This window comes from Actinomadura sp. 9N215 (genome assembly GCF_044326345.1).
Classification (GTDB): domain Bacteria; phylum Actinomycetota; class Actinomycetes; order Streptosporangiales; family Streptosporangiaceae; genus Spirillospora.
Genome location: NZ_JBIRBA010000008.1, coordinates 134,604 through 150,509, shown reverse-complemented (window position 1 = coordinate 150,509; position 15,906 = coordinate 134,604). Strand labels below are relative to the sequence as shown.

General features: G+C 69.6%; 21 protein-coding genes. 9 read left to right on the top strand and 12 right to left on the bottom strand.

What is annotated here, in order from left to right; all coding sequences use genetic code 11:
• Nucleotides 1-193 precede the first annotated feature (193 nt).
• From mnhG to ACH34T_RS15935, 6 genes are read right to left on the bottom strand one after another with little or no spacing between them, the layout of a single operon-like run.
• Nucleotides 194-523, bottom strand: coding sequence for a monovalent cation/H(+) antiporter subunit G (gene mnhG, locus ACH34T_RS15960; RefSeq protein ID WP_395992888.1), 330 nt, complete (start codon nucleotides 521-523; stop codon nucleotides 194-196).
• The gene (locus tag ACH34T_RS15955; RefSeq protein ID WP_395992887.1) at nucleotides 520-789 is read right to left on the bottom strand and encodes a monovalent cation/H+ antiporter complex subunit F; all 270 of its coding nucleotides are present in this window, start codon (nucleotides 787-789) and stop codon (nucleotides 520-522) included. The genes mnhG and ACH34T_RS15955 overlap by 4 nt, the downstream gene beginning before the upstream one ends.
• Nucleotides 786-1,331 carry a Na+/H+ antiporter subunit E gene (locus ACH34T_RS15950; RefSeq protein ID WP_395992885.1) on the bottom strand — a complete coding sequence of 182 codons (546 nt, stop codon included), beginning with the start codon at nucleotides 1,329-1,331 and terminating at the stop codon, nucleotides 786-788. Before ACH34T_RS15950 ends, ACH34T_RS15955 begins: the two co-directional genes overlap by 4 nt.
• Nucleotides 1,328-2,848 carry a Na+/H+ antiporter subunit D gene (locus tag ACH34T_RS15945; RefSeq protein ID WP_395992884.1) on the bottom strand — a complete coding sequence of 507 codons (1,521 nt, stop codon included), beginning with the start codon at nucleotides 2,846-2,848 and terminating at the stop codon, nucleotides 1,328-1,330. The genes ACH34T_RS15950 and ACH34T_RS15945 overlap by 4 nt, the downstream gene beginning before the upstream one ends.
• On the bottom strand, nucleotides 2,845-3,318 hold the full coding sequence (locus tag ACH34T_RS15940; RefSeq protein WP_395992883.1) for a Na(+)/H(+) antiporter subunit C: 474 nt from the start codon (nucleotides 3,316-3,318) through the stop codon (nucleotides 2,845-2,847). The genes ACH34T_RS15945 and ACH34T_RS15940 overlap by 4 nt, the downstream gene beginning before the upstream one ends.
• Complete coding sequence (locus tag ACH34T_RS15935; protein ID WP_395992882.1) at nucleotides 3,315-6,173, bottom strand: Na+/H+ antiporter subunit A; 2,859 nt, start codon at nucleotides 6,171-6,173, stop codon at nucleotides 3,315-3,317. Before ACH34T_RS15935 ends, ACH34T_RS15940 begins: the two co-directional genes overlap by 4 nt.
• 32 nt (nucleotides 6,174-6,205) lie before the next feature.
• Here ACH34T_RS15935 and ACH34T_RS15930 point away from each other — a divergent pair, with 32 nt between their 5' ends.
• On the top strand, nucleotides 6,206-6,739 hold the full coding sequence (locus ACH34T_RS15930) for a peptidase inhibitor family I36 protein (RefSeq protein WP_395992881.1): 534 nt from the start codon (nucleotides 6,206-6,208) through the stop codon (nucleotides 6,737-6,739).
• 40 nt (nucleotides 6,740-6,779) lie between these two features.
• Here the strand turns inward: ACH34T_RS15930 and ACH34T_RS15925 are convergent, their stop codons facing one another.
• The 4 genes from ACH34T_RS15925 to ACH34T_RS15910 all read right to left on the bottom strand — a co-directional run bounded on the left by ACH34T_RS15925 (nucleotide 6,780) and on the right by ACH34T_RS15910 (nucleotide 10,136).
• Complete coding sequence (locus tag ACH34T_RS15925; RefSeq protein WP_395992880.1) at nucleotides 6,780-8,765, bottom strand: WD40 repeat domain-containing serine/threonine protein kinase; 1,986 nt, start codon at nucleotides 8,763-8,765, stop codon at nucleotides 6,780-6,782.
• A 203-nt stretch (nucleotides 8,766-8,968) separates the two neighbouring features.
• Nucleotides 8,969-9,151 carry a DUF397 domain-containing protein gene (locus ACH34T_RS15920; RefSeq protein WP_395992879.1) on the bottom strand — a complete coding sequence of 61 codons (183 nt, stop codon included), beginning with the start codon at nucleotides 9,149-9,151 and terminating at the stop codon, nucleotides 8,969-8,971.
• A 38-nt stretch (nucleotides 9,152-9,189) separates the two neighbouring features.
• Entirely contained in the window at nucleotides 9,190-9,363 is a 174-nt protein-coding gene (locus tag ACH34T_RS15915) for a DUF397 domain-containing protein (RefSeq protein ID WP_395992878.1), read from the bottom strand.
• Complete coding sequence (locus tag ACH34T_RS15910; RefSeq protein ID WP_395992877.1) at nucleotides 9,354-10,136, bottom strand: helix-turn-helix domain-containing protein; 783 nt, start codon at nucleotides 10,134-10,136, stop codon at nucleotides 9,354-9,356. Before ACH34T_RS15910 ends, ACH34T_RS15915 begins: the two co-directional genes overlap by 10 nt.
• Nucleotides 10,137-10,289: 153 nt before the next feature.
• Between ACH34T_RS15910 and ACH34T_RS15905 the strand changes: the two genes are divergently transcribed.
• The 5 genes from ACH34T_RS15905 to ACH34T_RS15885 all read left to right on the top strand — a co-directional run bounded on the left by ACH34T_RS15905 (nucleotide 10,290) and on the right by ACH34T_RS15885 (nucleotide 12,052).
• A complete protein-coding gene (locus ACH34T_RS15905; protein ID WP_395992876.1) occupies nucleotides 10,290-10,685 on the top strand; it encodes an ATP-binding protein in 396 nt (131 codons plus the stop codon).
• Complete coding sequence (locus ACH34T_RS15900) at nucleotides 10,667-11,035, top strand: hypothetical protein (RefSeq protein WP_395992875.1); 369 nt, start codon at nucleotides 10,667-10,669, stop codon at nucleotides 11,033-11,035. Before ACH34T_RS15905 ends, ACH34T_RS15900 begins: the two co-directional genes overlap by 19 nt.
• Before the next feature lie 73 nt (nucleotides 11,036-11,108).
• Nucleotides 11,109-11,324, top strand: a complete 216-nt coding sequence (locus tag ACH34T_RS15895; protein ID WP_395992874.1) for a hypothetical protein — start codon at nucleotides 11,109-11,111, stop codon at nucleotides 11,322-11,324.
• Nucleotides 11,325-11,432: 108 nt separating this feature from the next.
• Complete coding sequence (locus tag ACH34T_RS15890; protein ID WP_395992873.1) at nucleotides 11,433-11,735, top strand: hypothetical protein; 303 nt, start codon at nucleotides 11,433-11,435, stop codon at nucleotides 11,733-11,735.
• Nucleotides 11,736-11,749: 14 nt separating this feature from the next.
• Complete coding sequence (locus ACH34T_RS15885) at nucleotides 11,750-12,052, top strand: type II toxin-antitoxin system PemK/MazF family toxin (RefSeq protein ID WP_395992872.1); 303 nt, start codon at nucleotides 11,750-11,752, stop codon at nucleotides 12,050-12,052.
• A 160-nt stretch (nucleotides 12,053-12,212) separates the two neighbouring features.
• Here the strand turns inward: ACH34T_RS15885 and ACH34T_RS15880 are convergent, their stop codons facing one another.
• Nucleotides 12,213-13,346: an alpha/beta hydrolase family protein gene (locus tag ACH34T_RS15880; RefSeq protein ID WP_395992871.1), complete on the bottom strand. Its 1,134-nt coding sequence runs from the start codon at nucleotides 13,344-13,346 to the stop codon at nucleotides 12,213-12,215.
• A gap of 90 nt (nucleotides 13,347-13,436) precedes the next feature.
• On the bottom strand, nucleotides 13,437-14,417 hold the full coding sequence (locus tag ACH34T_RS15875; protein ID WP_395992870.1) for a helix-turn-helix transcriptional regulator: 981 nt from the start codon (nucleotides 14,415-14,417) through the stop codon (nucleotides 13,437-13,439).
• 85 nt (nucleotides 14,418-14,502) lie between these two features.
• On the opposite strand from ACH34T_RS15875, the gene ACH34T_RS15870 reads away from it, so the two are divergent.
• The 3 genes from ACH34T_RS15870 to ACH34T_RS15860 are packed head-to-tail and all read left to right on the top strand — an operon-like array spanning nucleotide 14,503 to nucleotide 15,807.
• Entirely contained in the window at nucleotides 14,503-14,904 is a 402-nt protein-coding gene (locus ACH34T_RS15870) for a VOC family protein (protein WP_395992869.1), read from the top strand.
• Between the two features lie 28 nt (nucleotides 14,905-14,932).
• Nucleotides 14,933-15,307 (top strand): DUF4186 domain-containing protein, encoded by a 375-nt coding sequence (locus ACH34T_RS15865; protein WP_395992868.1) that lies wholly within the window; start codon nucleotides 14,933-14,935, stop codon nucleotides 15,305-15,307.
• The gene (locus ACH34T_RS15860) at nucleotides 15,304-15,807 is read left to right on the top strand and encodes a DUF488 family protein (RefSeq protein WP_395992867.1); all 504 of its coding nucleotides are present in this window, start codon (nucleotides 15,304-15,306) and stop codon (nucleotides 15,805-15,807) included. Before ACH34T_RS15865 ends, ACH34T_RS15860 begins: the two co-directional genes overlap by 4 nt.
• The last annotated feature ends 99 nt before the right edge of the window (nucleotides 15,808-15,906 follow it).

Below are 15,906 nucleotides of genomic sequence, written 5' to 3'. Positions count from 1 at the left end.
ACGATGAGGAGACCGCCTTGACGGAGCAGAAGGCGCTCCCTCACCCGGTTCCCGACCTGCGTCAAAGCGGACGGCAACCGCTACGACGTGAGGTGGCACAGCGAATGGAAACTCTGGAGCGTGCGGGAGGGCATTCCGCGAGATCTCGTGGCCCGCTGGTTGCCGTGAGACGCCGCCGACCCGGGCGGCCGCCTCAGGTCGCGTCGTCGGACTCGTCGAGGGTGAGGGCGCCTGGGTCGACGGCGCCGGCGCGGTAGGCGGCGGCGCCGATGGTCTGGGCGGCGACGGGCGCGGTGATCAGCTGGAAGACGGCGACGAGGAGCAGCGGGGTCGCGGCGGCGACGGACCCGGTCTGCGGCGCCACGCCCGCGAGGATGAGCAGCAGCCCGATCGTCTGCGGTTTCGTCGCCGCGTGCAGCCGGGTCAGCAGGTCGGGGAACCGCAGGACCCCGAGCGCGCCCACCGCGGAGAACGCCGCGCCCGCGGGCAGCAGCACGGCGGTGACGACGTCGCCCGCGATCATGTGCGATCCGTCGCGTGCTCCGCGGCGAGCCGGGCCGCCGTCACCGAGCCCACGAAGCCCAGCAGCGCGATCACCACGAGGATGGTGGCGTTGGCGGGCTCGTCGCTGGCGGCGGCGTGGACGGCGATCCCGCTGACCAGCAGCACGGACAGGACGTCCATGGCCATGATGCGGTCGAACGGCGTCCGCCCGCGGATCAGCCGCGCGGCGGTCATCAGGACGGCGGCGCCCAGCAGCGCCATGGTCACGGTGTAGACGGCGTTCATCGGGACTCCTCCTCCGTTGGCGGTGTGTCGTCGTCCGGGGTCGGGAACGCGCGCATCAGGCGCCGCTCGGTGCGGAGCACGCCGTCCCGTGTGGCGTCCGCCTCCCCGGGCCCGCGGACGGGCATGCCGTGGATGCGCAGCACCGCGCGCTCCCAGTCGAGATCGACGAGCAGCGTGCCGGGCCGCAGGGAGATGCTGGTGGTGACCGCAAGCAGCACGAGCTCGGACCGCGACCGGGCGCTGACCTCGATGATCGCGCCGCGGATCCGCCCCGGCGCGCGCAGCGCGTGCCAGCCGATGACGACGCTCGACACGACCAGTTCCCAGGCGAACTCCAGCGCGGCCTTGGCGAACGGCACCGGCCGGACCCGCGTGACCAGCGGCACCGTGGGCAGCCTGCTCACCGCGTAGGCGAGGAGGACGACGGCGAGCCCGCCGATCACGGTCAGGGCGTCGACCCGTCCCCAGAGCAGCAGCCAGACCGCGAGCAGCCACACGGCCATGCCCAGCCGGGAGCCGACACTCCGGAGCAGTTCGTTCACCGCGCCTCCCCGCCCAGCACCGCCTGCCGGTAGGCGGACGGGTCGAGCAGGTCGATCGCGGCGCGGCGGCTCCAGGACGACAGCGGCCCCGCGAACACCGCGATCAGGAGCCCGGCCACCACCATCACGGCGGTCACGGACTGCATCACCCGCACGCCGCCCCGCGTGTAGGACTCCTCGGCGGGCGGCTCGGCGGCCCCCTCCGGACGGGGACGCCAGAACCCGAGCGTCCAGATCCGCGCCATCGCCATCAGCGTGAGGAGGCTCGCCATTACGGCCACACCCGTCACGGCGTAGGCCAGCGGACGCCCCGCGCCGAGCCCCGCCTGGAACAGCGCCAGCTTCGCGACGAACCCGGACGACGGCGGCACCCCGCTCACGCTCATCGCGGGCAAGAAGAAGAGCACGGCGATGAAGGACGACAGCCGCGCCAGCCCGCCGAGCCGATGCAGCGACGTCTCCCCGGTACGCCCCTGCATAAGGTCGCTGACCAGGAACAACGTCGCCTGCACCACGATGTGGTGGACGAGATACAAGATCGCCCCGGTGAGCCCGGCGACGCTGAACAGCCCCAGCCCGAACAGCATGTACCCGATATGTCCGACGAGGGTGAACGAGAACACCCGGTGGATGTCGTCGTGCGTCAGCGCGCCGAGCGTGCCGACGAGCATCGTCCCGGCGGCCAGCGCCAGCATGACCCACGACCCGTGCTCGCGGGGGAACAGCAGCGTCTGCACGCGGATCAGCGCGTAGATCGCGGCCTTCGTCAGCAGCGCCGCGAAAACCGCCGTGACCTTGGTCAGCGCGGCCGGGTAACTGTCGGGCAGCCACAGGTGCATCGGCACGATCGCGCCCTTGATCCCGAACACGACGAGGAACAGCATCCCGAGCGCCGAACGGGTGCCGCCGGGCAGATCGTCCACGCGGAGCGACAGGTCGGCGAGGTTCACCGTCCCGGCCGCCGCGTAGGTCAGCCCGAGCGCGGTCAGGAACAGGATCGAGGACGTGAGGCTGACCACCGTGTACGTCATCCCGGCCCGCATCCGCTCCGCCGTCGGGGTCAGCGTCATCAGGACGTAGCTCGACGCCAGCATGACCTCGAACGCGACGAACAGGTTGAACAGGTCCCCGGCGAGGAACAGCAGGCAGACCCCGCCGGTCAGCGCCAGGTACGCGGGGTAGAACACGCCGGGTTCGTGCCGTCCGAGCCCTCCGGCGCCCTCCCCCACCGCGTGCAGCATGATCGCCAGCAGCACGGCGGCGGACACCACCAGCAGCAGCGCCGACAGCCGGTCCGCGACCAGCGTGATGCCGAGCGGCGCCGCCCACCCGCCCATCTGGACGGCGATCACCCCGTCGCGCGCCACGGCCGCCACCAGCCCGCCCGCGGCCGCGACCACGCCCGCGACGACCAGCGGCCCGAGGACGCGCAGCCACGTCTCCCGCCGCCGGCTGATCATCGCCAGCGCGGCGCCCAGCAGCGGCAGCACGAACGGCAGCGGCACGAGCACGTTCATACGCCGTCCCCGCCCGCGTGCCCGTCCGCGAGCCCGTTCGCGGCCCCATCCCCGGCCGCGTCCTCTTCCAGGGGGTCCGTCCGCTCCGCCTGCCGGTCGTCCTCGCGCTGACGGCGGCGTTCGGCGCAGATCCGGCGGTCCTCGACGTCGTCCATGACCTCGTCCTCGCCGAGCAGCAGGCGGCTCCGGTAGGCGAGCGCCAGCAGGAACGCCGTGACCCCGAACGTGATCACGATCGCGGTCAGCGCCATCGCCTGCGGCAGCGGGTCCGCCGAAGGCCCGACGCCCTCGCCGAGGATCGGCGGCGTGCCCGCGGCCCCGCCCGCCAGCAGCAGGACGAGGTTGGCGCCGTGCCCGAGCAGCATGAACCCGACCACGACCCGGATCAGCGACCGCTGCATCAGCAGGTCGAACCCGGCCGCGAACAGCACCGCGACGAGCACGACGAGGACGAGCGCCGGGCCGTTCACGCCCGTTCCCCCGCTTCCTCCGAGCCGTCCGCCGGATCGTGCTCCAGGCTCGCGCCGAGCGTCGTGAGGATGGTCAGCACCAGCCCGAGCACGAGGAGATAAACGCCCAGGTCGAAGAACAGGCTGGTCGGCACATCGACGTCCCCGATCAAAGGAGCGGACGCGTGCAGAACCTCGCCCCGCAGGAACTCCCCACCGGACGTCCACCCCGCCGCGCCGGTGGCGACCGCCAGCCCGAGCCCGCCGCCGAGCAGCACGCTGGGACGGACGGGCAGCGCGGTCGCCAGCTCCCGCCGTCCACCCGGCAGGTACCGCAGCACGAACGCCATGCCCGCGACGAGCCCGCCCACGAACCCGCCGCCGGGACGCCCATGCCCCGCGATCAGCAGGTAGACGGAGAACACCAGGATCGTCGGGCCGAGCAGCCGCGCCGCCGCCTCCAGCACGACCGACGAGCCGCCCAGTGGCGGACGCCCCGGCGTGGCGAGCCACCGCGCCCGCGCCACTTCCCCGTCCTCCGCGCCGGGCTCGGCGGGCGGACGGAACCGCCGCCATCCCCCAGGACGCCCCATCACCAGCCCCGCCACGCCCATCGCCGTGACGGCCAGCACCACGATCTCGCCGAGCGTGTCGAGCGCCCGCAACTCGACGAGGATCAGGTTCACGACGTTCTTGGCCCCCTCCTCCTCCGCGGGCCCGGCATACCGGGGACCGACCGGCTCGCTGTTCCGGCTGAGCGCCGCCACCACGAGGAACACGGCGACGAACCCACCCAGGCAAAGGCTGATCACCCCGGTGGCGACCCGGCCGGGCGTCGTCCGCCGCCGCGGCGGGAACCGTTCCGGCAGCCGCCGCAGCACCAGCACCAGCATGATCAGCGACAGGGTCTCCACGACCAGCAGCGTGAGGGCGAGGTCCGGGGCGCCCTGCATGACGAAGAGCCCGCCCGTCCCGTAGCCGACACCGGCGAGCAGCAGCGCCGCCGACAGCCTCCTGCTCGCCCGCAGCGCCGCCAGCGCGCACCCGGCCACCACTACGGCCAGGACGGGCTGCACCGGATCGTCCCAGGCCCGCAGCCCTTCCACGCCCGAGGGGCCGCGCCCGCCGATCAGCCCAGCGGCCAGCGCCGTCCCCGGCAGGACGAGCACCATCACCGCGATCACCCCGAGGTACACGGGCAGCGACCCGATCTGCACCCGCCGCGTCACCGCGTGCGCCCCCGCCAGCGCCGCCTCGATCACCCCGTCGTAAGCCCGCTGCGCATCAAGCACCCGCCACCGAACACTCCGCGCCGGGAACGACCGTCTGAACGCGTAGTACAGCCCGGCCCCCGCCCCGATCGCGAGCGCGGACAACCCCAGCGCCAGCCCAAGCCCATGCCACAACGCCAGCTCGTAATCGGGTTCCAGCCCCAACGTGCCCGCATAGGGCTCGACCAGCGTCTGCACCGGCCCCGGGATCACCCCCAAGACGAACCCCGCCAGCGCAAGCACCACAACAGGCCCGACCAGCCCCCACGACTCTCTCTGCCGTCCGCCCTTCGACCTCTGTTGTCCGTCCTCCGACCTCTGCCGTCCGCCCTCCGACGCGCCGCCGAACGCACCGTGCAGGAAACGCAACCCGTAGGCCACGGTCAGCGCCGACCCCGCCACCACACCCGCCAGGACGGCGGCGTCCAGCCCGCCATGGGCGAACGCCTTGATCGCCGCCTCCTTCGCCACGAACCCCAGGAACGGCGGCAGCCCGATCATGGACGCGATGGCCGCGGCCCCGGCGACCGCGAGCACCGGCAGCCGCCGTCCGGCGCCCGAGAGGCAGTCGGCGCGCCGCGTCCCCGTCTCGTGCTCGACCACGCCGACCGCCATGAACAGCGGCGCCTTGAACACGCCGTGGGCGAGCAACAAGGCGGTGCCCGCCAGCGCCGCCATGGCCGTCCCGTCCCCAAGAAGGACCATCAGGAGGCCGAGCTGGCTCACCGTCCCGTACGCCAGGAGCCGTTTCAGGTCGTCCTGCCGCAACGCGACCAGCCCACCCACCGCCATGCTCACCAGCCCGACCACGACGACCATCGGCCGCCACACGCCGGTCTCCGCGAACCCGGGCGCCAGCCGCGCGACCAGGTAGACGCCCGCCTTCACCATCGCGGCGGCGTGCAGGTACGCGCTCACCGGCGTCGGCGCGACCATCGCCGCCGGAAGCCACGCGTGCAGCGGCACCTGCGCCGATTTCGCGAAGGCCCCCAGCAGCACCAGCACCACGCCCGCCTCCGCCGCCGCCCCTCCCGGCGGATCGGCGAGCAGCGCCGAGATCCGGTACGTCCCTCCGGCCTGCCCGAGCAGGACGAACCCGGCGAGCATCACCAGCCCGAACGCCGTCGTCATGAGCAGCGCCTCGGTGGCCGCCCGCCTGTCCTCCGCCCGCTCAGGACGAGCGGAGCCGATCAAGATGAACGAGCTGACGGTCGTCAGCTCCCAGAACACGTACAGGACCAGCAGGTTGTCGGCGAGCACCAGCCCCGTCATCGCCCCCGCGAACGCCACCAGCGTCCCGGTCATCAACCGCTCGCCGCGCCCGAAATACCAGCCCGAGTAACAAAGCACCACCGCCCCGACCCCGCCGACCAGCACCAGCATCACCACGGACAGCGCGTCCAGCCGAAGATCGATCGCCAGCCCCAGATCGGACGCCCACCCGATCCGCTCCGTGACGTCGCCGTCCCCCGCCCGCGACACCGCCCACCCGGCCGTCACCGCCGGGAGCACCGCCGCCGCGCACGCCATCGCCCGCCCGTGGCGTCCGAGCGCCCACGGCACCGCCACCGCCGCGACGGCATACGCCACAACCAGCACCACCACGCCGCCGCAGCCCCCCTCCGCAAGGCACGTCGGTGGACGATCTACCCGGCCAGCACCGCCGAAACGGCGCCACGCCGCGCGCGGACGAGAACGTCCGGCACCGGAACCCCGTAGCGTCACCGGCGTCCGTGCACGTCACACCCGACGACGTGGACATGAACAACGGGGAGAACATGAGCACGATCCGAATCGGGCTGCTGGCCGGTGCCGTGGCGGCGGGGGCCGCCATCACCATCGCGCCACCGGCCGCCTTGGCCTCGGCACCCGCCGCGAGCACCTGCCCCAAGGGCGACGTGTGCGTGTGGAGCGGCAAGAACGCCACCGGAACCCGCTGCACCTGGGACGGCGACGACCCCGACTGGCAGGACGGCGCCGTCCGCTGCAGGCCGTACGGGTTCAGGGTCAACAGCGTCTGGAACAACGGCGACACCGCCAACCCGTACAACAAGGTCAGCTTCTATCGGTACGCGAACTACAGAGGCCAGATCTCCGACCCGCTGCCGGTGACGTCCGCTCCGGTCAACGCGGCGAACCTGTCCATCCGCTCACACCACTGGTCGAGATAAGGGACCGGAAGGCCGCCGAGCCCTGAACACTCGGCGGCCTTCAGGACGACACCTGCCACAAACGCACCTTGTTGTCGATATGGCCGGTCGCCAGCGTCTTACCGTCCGGACTGAACGCGACCGACTCGACCCCCATGACGCGGACCTTGAACTCGGTGGCCTCGTTGGTGGCCAGATCCCACACCCACGTCGTCCCGTCGGCGTCGCCTGCCGCCAGGTGCTTGCCGTCGGCGCTGTAGGCGACCGCCTTGACCCAGTTGGCGGACTTGCTGTACTCGCTGGTCATCCGCTTCGCGGCCACACTCCACAACCGCACCTTATGGTCGCCCCCTCCGGAGGCCAGGGTCTTGCCGTCCGGGCTGAACGCCACCCCGAAGGTGCCGTCGCCGTGACCGTCCAGCTCGGTGATGCGCCGCCGGGACGCGACGTCGAAGAGGATCAGCGGCGCCCGGCTACCGGCGGTCGCGAGGATCCTGCCGTCCGGACTGAACGCGAGCGATTCAGCCGCGTAAGCCGTGTTCCCCACCCCACCGATAACGCGCCGATTGGTCATGTTCCACAGCTCAGCAGTGGCATCGACGTCACCCCCGGCGGCGAGGATCTTGCCGTTCGGGCTGAACGCCAGCGACAGGACCTGGAAGGCGTCGCGCTTGAGCGCCCCCGCCCCACGCCTGGTCGCCGTGTCCCACAACTGCACCGCGCCGCCCATGCCCCCGGCGGCCAGGAGCCTGCCGTCCGGGCTGTACGCCACCGCCTCGACCTGGTCGCGATAATCGTCGAGGACCGCGACAGGACGTTCCGCGGCCACATCCCACAACCGCACCGTCCCGTCCTTGCCACCGGACGCCAGCGTCTTGCCATCGGGGCTGAACACGACCGAGTTCACATGGTCGGTGTGACCGGAAAGCGTCCTGTCAGGCGAGCGCCGAAAGATATCGGTCGTCAAATAGACCCCGCCCGCCGCAGCGGCGCCACCAACCAGGACAAGGCCCCCGATCAAGAACGCCCTCCGCCCAGCCGCACGCGGTGCCGCGCCGGGCGGCGGAGACATCGGCGGACGCGGCTGCCCAACACCCATCCCCGGCCCATAACCAGGAGCTGGAGGACCGCCCATGGGCGGCGGCGGCGCCCCATGCGCGACCGGAACAGGCTGCGCATACTGCGGCGGAACCGGAGCGTATTGCGCCTCCATCCGAGGTGCCGCCCCGACCAATGCGCGAAGCCTCCGCGCCACATCCTCGGCGGACGAGAGTCGCTCAGCGGGATTCTTGGCCAGCAGCCCAAGGACGATCCAGTCCAGCTCCGCCGGAACCCCGCCCCTCCGCTGGGACGGCGGCACCGGATTAATGGTCAGATGCTGATGCATCAGCGCAGGCAACGTGTCCCCACCGAACGGCGGCACCCCGACGAGCAACGCATACAAGGTGCACCCGAAGGCATACAGATCCGTCCGCGCATCCGCAGGCCGCCCCTCATACTGCTCAGGCGCGGTATAGGCGGGAGTGGCCATCATCCCGGCCGCCGCGGTGAGATGCCCGGTCGCGTCCATGGAGCGCGAGATCCCGAAGTCGCAGATCTTCACCCCGTCCTCGGCCAGCTCCATCAGATTGGCGGGCTTGATATCCCGGTGCACCACTCCCCTGCGATGGGCGTACCCCAGCGCGTCCGCCACCGCGGCCCCCGTCTCCAGGACGCGCTCAATGGGCAGCCCCTGCCGATTCTGGGCGAGGATCGCGGCGAAGTCGGTCCCGTTCAGCAGCTCCATCACAAAGAACGGCTGCCCCTCGTGGACACCGATGTCGTGCACCACCGTGATCCCAGGATGCTGCAATTGCGCCGCGTTCTCCGCCTCCCGCCGCAACCGATCGGTCAGCACGGTGGACGTCCCCTGCCCCGCCACCACGATCTTCACCGCAACGCGTCGTCGCAGCTCCATATCGTCAGCGGCCCACACCTCCCCCATGCCACCCTGCCCGACCCGCCGGGTGAGCCGGTACCTCCCACCGAGCACCGCTCCCGCTTCCATGCCCACCCTCCGTTCCAGCCCACCGAACCGGAAGAAATCACACCACCCCCCACCCCCTTCCGCAAACCAACCCACCCACCATTCCCGAACCCACTCCACCCCAATTACGGCCACCCGAAAACCCGCACAATTTCCCCGAACAACGCACCGAGCCCCGGCCCCACAAGGGCCGAGGCTCGACTCCAGAAGCTTTTCGGAGGGCGCTATCCCTTCAACACCGCCACCAGCGCCGCAAACTCACTACTCCGAACGACCAACTTCGGCCCGTCCGGATCCGTGCTATCGCGGACACCGACACCGTCAGAAAGCTCAGCCACCTCGATGCAGTTGTCTCCATACTCACCGCTGCGCGACGACTTACGCCAGTGAAGATCGTTCAGACCCACGTTCCTTCACCGCTCTCCATGTGCTCTGCCAGTTCGGGTCAGCGCTTCAGTGCCGCCACCAAGACTGCGAACTGGCCGCGCGTTACGACCAGCTTCGGACCTTCTGGGTCCTTGCTGTCGCGCACACCAACACCTTCGGAGAGTTCAGCCAGCTCGACACAGTTGTCTCCGTACTCGCTGCTGCGCGATGACTTGCGCCAAGTCACGTCCATCGCTCACTCACTACCTTTCGGATCAGCTCGACCGATGCGCTCGGCGAAAGCGCGTTGGCTTGCAGCCTACTGAACGTCTCGGTGACGGTCGCCAGGTCGTCTGGCACTCCGCTCGTCTCACCCGTGACGCAGTTGTCGAGGTACACCAGCTCACTTCGGTCTGGTTGCGTGGCGATCACGAACGGGGCCCGAGCTCCACGGATGTAGCCCATCGGTGCGATCTGGAGTGTGATGTTGTTGCGTTCCGACAGGGCGATCAAGTGCTCTAACTGCTCGCGCATGATCCCTGGTGACCCAACCTCTCGGTAGAGAACAGACTCGTCCAGCACCACGAAAACGCTGGGGGCGTTGGGCTTGGTGAGAATCTTCTGCCGCTGCATCCGCTCCTTGACGTGTTCCTCGCTCTCCAAGATCGCGCCTGCGTACGCCTCCGTCTGGAAGAGTCCGTACACGAGCCTGATCTCGAAGGCGCGCAGCATTACAGCGGAAGCCTCAGCAAGCGGGAAGTCCGCGAAATACTTCGGGTAACCGCTGGAGCGAACGAGTTCGTCCCACTTGTCGGCCAGCGTGGTACCGGTCTCCAGGGCCTTGTCCAGCCGCTCGGTGAAGTCCCTGCGGCATTTCGTGCGGCCTAACTCGACCTGCGAGATGTAGCTGCGCGTGACCGCCACCCGAGCGCCGAGCTCGGTCCGGGTGATGCCTGCCTCTTCCCTCGTCCGCCTGACCTCCGCGCCGAAGGCGAGGAGTTTCGCAGTCGGTTTGCGTGCGGCCATGTCCGAGCCTCCAGCGCGTGAGTGGGGGGATCGCCCGCCAACAGCGGTTAGCGGTACGTGTGTGTTGCGGCGCTTCGCTGGTCACACTACGCCTCGAAGTCGAAAATGTGCAGCGAGTTACGAGAATTCAGACACATTCCGAAGGTCGTACCGATGCCAGCAACAGCGCTCGCGCCAGAGGTTCCACCCACGCTCGTCCTCGAATCCAACGACCAGGCACCACGGCTCGCGCGGAGGTTCCTCGCCGAGCGGTTCGCGGAGTGGGGGATCGAGGACAACTACGACGGTCGGCTCGTGGTGTGCGAGCTGGTCACCAACAGCTTCAAGTACGGGGCCGGGCCGATCGTCCTGCGGGTGTTCCGCGACGAGCACGACGACCGCCCGGTCGTCGAGGTGTGGGACTCCGGCGAGGGACGCCCCACCGCCCAGCCCGAGGACGACGACGCGACGTCCGGCCGGGGCCTGCTGCTCATGGCCCAGCTCGTGCACGACTGGGGCGTCCGCCCCCTCAACGAAGGAGGAAAGATCACGTGGGCCAAGCTTCGCTGACGGGTTACCGGCTGCGCCGGACGATCCGCCACCGGTACCTGAAGTGGCACACCGAGCGAAACCGCGACACCGCCATCCGGTACCTGGACGCCCTCGCCCTCACCTTGGAGCGGAACGGATGGCGCTGCGTGAAGACGTACACCCCGGACGTCGTCCCCGTACACACACCACTCCTGCGGGTCTACGGCACAGGCAGCGCCGTCCTCACCATCAACGTCATGGCCGTGCCCGGACGCCGCTGGGCCTACCACGAGGCCTCGCGCGGACGCACCGGATACCTCTGCGACTGCGGCGCCGACCTCAAGGACATCACCCACGTCATCGAGCAATTCCAGCGCAACCACCCGTAACAAGCCCCCAGCGCGCCCCCGCCGCTCTCCGACCTCGGACGGAGAGCGGCGGGGGCCTTCACGCAAGGAAACGATGAACGAGCCCGTCACGCTGCTCCTTCTCCAGCACCTCTTCCCCAAGTGGACGATCACGCGAGACGACCACGGCCACTGGACCGCCACCACCCGTGTCTCCTCCCCCGACATCAACGGCCTACTGACCAGGCTCCGCACCGCAGACCCGACCGCCGCCGCCCGCGCCCACCACCTCCTCACCGAACGCCGAACGCCCACCTCCACTCCAAGCTGAGTCACGATATGATTCACGAACCGATTCATCAATCTGTTCCATCCAGCGATGCATCAGGTAGACTCATTCATTGATGCATAGGGCGTACCAGGTAGCAGGAGGGCTGACATGAGCACCAAGGCTCGCCTCCCCGTGGCACTGACGGACGAGGACCAGATGCTCTTGGAGGCGATCCGGACCCCCGGCACCCCAGAGAACCAGGCGCTGGGGCAGCTCATCGGCCGCCCACTCGGTACCGGGTCATCGGCCGCGTCCGCAGTCCGGGCTCTGGTCGAGGTCGCCCGCAAGGCAGTAGAGGAAGAGGTCATGCTCACCGGTTACGCTGCCCTGGCCGCAGCCCAGGACGACGAGGACCGGGCGTTCCGCCGCGCCGCGCGGCGGAGGTCCGCTGAAGCGGTCGAGCAGCAGTGACCCAACAGCGGCGCGTGCTGCGAGGCAGGGTCTACATGGCCGACCTCGGTTACGGCGAGAAGCCCTTCGCCGTCGTCAGCAACAACGCCCGCAACGGCAAGCTCGACAGCTACCTGGCGGTGCGCATCACCACCTCGTCCAAGCCGAAACTGCCGAGCATCATCGAGCTGGACTCGGGTGACCCGCTCGTCGGACGGGCCCTGTGCGACGACATCGTCATCCTCTTCGAGGAAGACCTGAAACGCGACGTCGGGGCCCTCAGCCCTCAGACACTGATGCGTCTCGGCGCCGGCCTCCGCCACGCCCTCGCCCTCTAGCCCGCCTCACCGACCCGGACATCGGCAATCACACAACCCTCCGTGTCCACGCCGCACATTTCTGACCGCTGCAACGGAGACGGCCCGCAATGGGCCGTGGACACGCGTGCGTGAGCCATCCCGCGTCATTTGTGCGACGACGAATGCCCCGGCAACGCGGTCAAGACCGGGAGTCCCGGGCCTTGAACGTCACCTCCGGGTAGCGGGCGGACGGCCCGTCCAGCAGAGGTTGAGGCCGGTGGCGAAGGTGCAGGTCCATGAAGGCCCTGACGTACGCCCTGGTGATCACCACCGAGCGGTCGCCGGGGAGCTTGCTCCCGAAGTCGAGACCGATCTGCTGGGTCAGCATGTCGTAGTCGGCGAAGGACGGGTGGATCGCCCCCTGCACCTGGAGCCACCGCTTCCAGCCTTTCAGCTGCGGCCAGTCGCGGGACCACGTGTCGTCCAGCGCCGCCTGTCCGAGGAACATGAACGGGCGCTTCAGGCCGCGCCGCGGAATGGCGACCTGCTGCGATCCGTCCATGTTGATCCCGGCGCGCACGCGGGAGTCCCGGAGCATGGTCTCCGACGCGCTCGCGCCGCCCAGGGACATCCCGGCCATCGCGACGCGCGACCGGTCGATCAGCGCGTCGCCCTTCCATTTCGTACGCCCGGAGAGGATCTGGTCGAGCACGAAGGAGACGTCGATCGCCCGTCCCTTCGTCGCCCGTGCGGCAACGTCGTCGCCGGGGGCCTGGCAGGCGACGCATGTGGTCACGCGTCCGTCCGGGAAGGTCGTGGCGTGGTTCTCGTAGGTGTGGTCGATCCCGGCGACGACGTAACCCTGGCTGGCCAGGTCTTCGGCGAGCGACGTGAGCGAGCTGCGCGGCCAGCTGAAACCCGGAGAGAGAACGACGAGAGGGAGGCGGTGTGCCCGCCCGGCAGGGGGCGCGTCCCGGTAGGCGTGCGTGCGCGTCTTGCTCAGGACGTCGCCGGGTACGCCGGTCACGCCCGCGCCCTTGAGCAGCAGCTCGGACTCCTTCGGGGTCATGTACTGCGCCCGACGTCCGTCCTGGGCTTTCGCCGGGTACCAGACGGACACCATTAACTCGCGCGCCTTGACGGAGGGCACCCACGGGTCGGGCCGGGAGGTGTCCTTGAGATACAGAGAGGTGGTCCCGACCGGCCGAGCACCGGTCGGCGAAGGCAGCCGTGGATCCGCATCGATCGAGGCGGACGCGACGGTGGGCGACAACGTGGCCGAAAGGGCGAACAGCCCGGTGACGACCGCGACGGTACGGGTTCTGGATGCCATGCGGCGATGATCCCCCGCACGATCCCCGCGCGCATCAACCCGAAGAGCGACCCCCAACCGTCCTTCCGGCCGAGTCGGGTCAATCGTCCGTCAGCGCTCAGGTTGGGAATCGTAGGACGCGGCGATCGCGGTGGCGCGGTCGCGGAGGGCGGTGCGCAACCACTGCGGGGCCAGGGCTTCCGCGCTCATGGCGAGCTGCCACAGCGCCCATTCGGCGTGTCGTGAATCCTGGAAGGTCACTTCCAGCCGCAGCCAGCCGTCCGTGTCGGCTTCCTCGGCGCGGACGGCCAGTGCGGTGCACACCAGGTCCTCCCGCCGCGCCGGGTGCACCCGTACGAGCACGGCGACCTGGTCGCCGCCTGTCCGGAACCGTGTGCTGCGTTCCTGCCAGGCCTGGCCCAGATCGACGCGGTCTGGACGCTGTGCGGGTTCGTCCAGCTCCTCGGCGGCCAAGACCCGGGACAGCCGGTAGGTGCGGTCCGCGCCAGACCTCGTGGCCAGCAGGTAACCCTGGTCGCGGACGGTGACCAGGCCGATCGGGTCCACCGTGCGCCACTTCGGGGCCTGGCCCTTGGCCGCGTAGTGGATGCGCAGCTTGTGCCCGGCGAACACCGCGCTCCGGATCTCGGACACGACGGCGTCGGGCACCTCCTCGGCGACCACACGCCGCGAAAGCAGATCCGTCTCCGGGTCGATGAGCAGCCGCTGGGCCGCGCCCGCCGCAGTGTCCCGATAGCTCTCGGGCAGCGCGTCGACCACCTTGAGCATCGCCGAAGCGAGCGCCGACCCGAGCCCGAACGCCTGCGCGCCGCGTCGTGTCCCGGCGACCAGCAAGGCAAGGGCCTCGTCATGGTTCAACCCGGTGAGGTCGGTCCGGAAACCGGGCAGCAACGCGAACCCGCCATGCCGCCCACGTTCGGCGTAAACCGGCACGCCAGCCGCAGACAGCGCCTCGATATCGCGCAGCACAGTGCGCGTTGACACCTCCAGCTCACGCGCCAGCGTGGCCGCCGACAGCCGTCCCCGCTGACGCAGCAACAGCACCAGCGACACCAACCGGTCGGCACGCATACGAAAACTCTACGCGAATACACGACACAGGATGTCGTGATTTACCGGGAGGCTCTAGGCACTGACCCACACGAAGGAGCATCAAATGGGATCCCGACTCAACCCTTACATCAGCTACAACGGGAACGCGCGGCAGGCCATGGAGTTCTACCGGGAGGTCTTCGGCGGCAAACTGGAGCTGAACGCGCACTCGGACTCCGGCTCCCCGGGCTCCCCCGGCGCCGACAAGATCATGCACGCCAGCCTCGACACCCCGGACGGCTACACACTGATGGCATGGGACGTTCCGGAAGGTGTGCCCCACCACCCGGGCAACAACGTCGCGGTCTACATCGGCGGCGACGACACCGGCCTCCGCGACCACTTCAAGAAGCTGTCCGCCAACGGCACGGTGACGATGCCTCTGGAGAAGCAGGCGTGGGGCGACGAGGCCGGCGCGCTCGTAGACCAGTTCGGGATCAGCTGGATGTTCAACATCACGCTGTAGCGAACCAGATCGACCACGGAGTGACTGCGTGACGGACGAGTTGAACGCCAGGTTGCACCGGATCGGGCAGCACCCCTTCCGCGCGAAGTTCCGGCTGCGCGGCCGGGACCGCGCGGTGGTCGACCTGCGCGGCATCACGACCGTCCGCAGACACGCCGAGGAGCTGGTCGACCGCAGGCTGGCCCCGGCCGAGCCACGCAACGACGGCCGCCAGACGCCCTATCGCGGGCATCCCGTCTTCGTCGCCCAGCACGCCACCGCGACGTGCTGCCGCATCTGCCTGGCGCGCTGGCACGGCATCCCCGCCGGGCACACGCTCGACGACACCGAACGCAGCTACGTCGTGGAGGCGATCTGCCGTTGGATCACCAAACAGTACGCCCCTCACCCCCCGCCGCCATGACCGGAACGAAACGCATCGCGACGATCGGCGTCTACGGCTTCGCACTCGAAACCTTCCTGGAGAAGCTCACCGGCGGGGGTGTAGGGCTGCTGCTCGACGTCCGCCAGCGCCGCGGCGTCCGAGGCCCCGACTACTCCTGGGCAAACTCGGCACGCCTCCAACACGCACTCGCCACAGCCGACATCGACTACCGACACCTAAAGGGCCTGGCACCGACGACAGACCTGCGCCAACTCCAATACCGCGAGGACGACCGCCAAGGCGTAGGCAAACGCAACCGCGTCTCCCTCGCACCCGAATACACCGACCGCTACACCCGCGAAATCCTCAACCCATTCGACCTAGCCGCACTAGTGGCAGACCTCCCAGCCAACTCGACAACCGCCCTACTCTGCGTCGAACGCGATCCAGATGCATGCCACCGCTCACTCATCGCCGAACGCCTACACACCGAACACAACCTCCCGCTCACAAACCTCCACCCACCCAATCAACCATGACCTAGCTCGCTACCCACGGCGCTCCGCCGACGCGCCATCCACTTTCTCTCATCAGAGTCGCCCGACAACCTCACCCCGGCTTCATCGTGGCCGGTGAGT

Excerpts from the sequence above, each read along its gene's own strand:
- ACH34T_RS15890 (WP_395992873.1), top strand. The coding sequence starts at position 11,433 with ATGAGCACCAAGGCTCGCCTCCCCGTGGCACTGACGGACGAGGACCAG.
- ACH34T_RS15925 (WP_395992880.1), bottom strand. The coding sequence starts at position 8,765 with ATGGAAGCGGGAGCGGTGCTCGGTGGGAGGTACCGGCTCACCCGGCGG.
- ACH34T_RS15860 (WP_395992867.1), top strand. The coding sequence starts at position 15,304 with ATGACCGGAACGAAACGCATCGCGACGATCGGCGTCTACGGCTTCGCA.
- ACH34T_RS15915 (WP_395992878.1), bottom strand. The coding sequence starts at position 9,363 with ATGGACGTGACTTGGCGCAAGTCATCGCGCAGCAGCGAGTACGGAGAC.
- ACH34T_RS15875 (WP_395992870.1), bottom strand. The coding sequence starts at position 14,417 with ATGCGTGCCGACCGGTTGGTGTCGCTGGTGCTGTTGCTGCGTCAGCGG.
- mnhG (WP_395992888.1), bottom strand. The coding sequence starts at position 523 with ATGATCGCGGGCGACGTCGTCACCGCCGTGCTGCTGCCCGCGGGCGCG.
- ACH34T_RS15910 (WP_395992877.1), bottom strand. The coding sequence starts at position 10,136 with ATGGCCGCACGCAAACCGACTGCGAAACTCCTCGCCTTCGGCGCGGAG.
- ACH34T_RS15895 (WP_395992874.1), top strand. The coding sequence starts at position 11,109 with ATGAACGAGCCCGTCACGCTGCTCCTTCTCCAGCACCTCTTCCCCAAG.
- ACH34T_RS15945 (WP_395992884.1), bottom strand. The coding sequence starts at position 2,848 with ATGAACGTGCTCGTGCCGCTGCCGTTCGTGCTGCCGCTGCTGGGCGCC.
- ACH34T_RS15880 (WP_395992871.1), bottom strand. The coding sequence starts at position 13,346 with ATGGCATCCAGAACCCGTACCGTCGCGGTCGTCACCGGGCTGTTCGCC.
- ACH34T_RS15870 (WP_395992869.1), top strand. The coding sequence starts at position 14,503 with ATGGGATCCCGACTCAACCCTTACATCAGCTACAACGGGAACGCGCGG.
- ACH34T_RS15955 (WP_395992887.1), bottom strand. The coding sequence starts at position 789 with ATGAACGCCGTCTACACCGTGACCATGGCGCTGCTGGGCGCCGCCGTC.
- ACH34T_RS15905 (WP_395992876.1), top strand. The coding sequence starts at position 10,290 with ATGCCAGCAACAGCGCTCGCGCCAGAGGTTCCACCCACGCTCGTCCTC.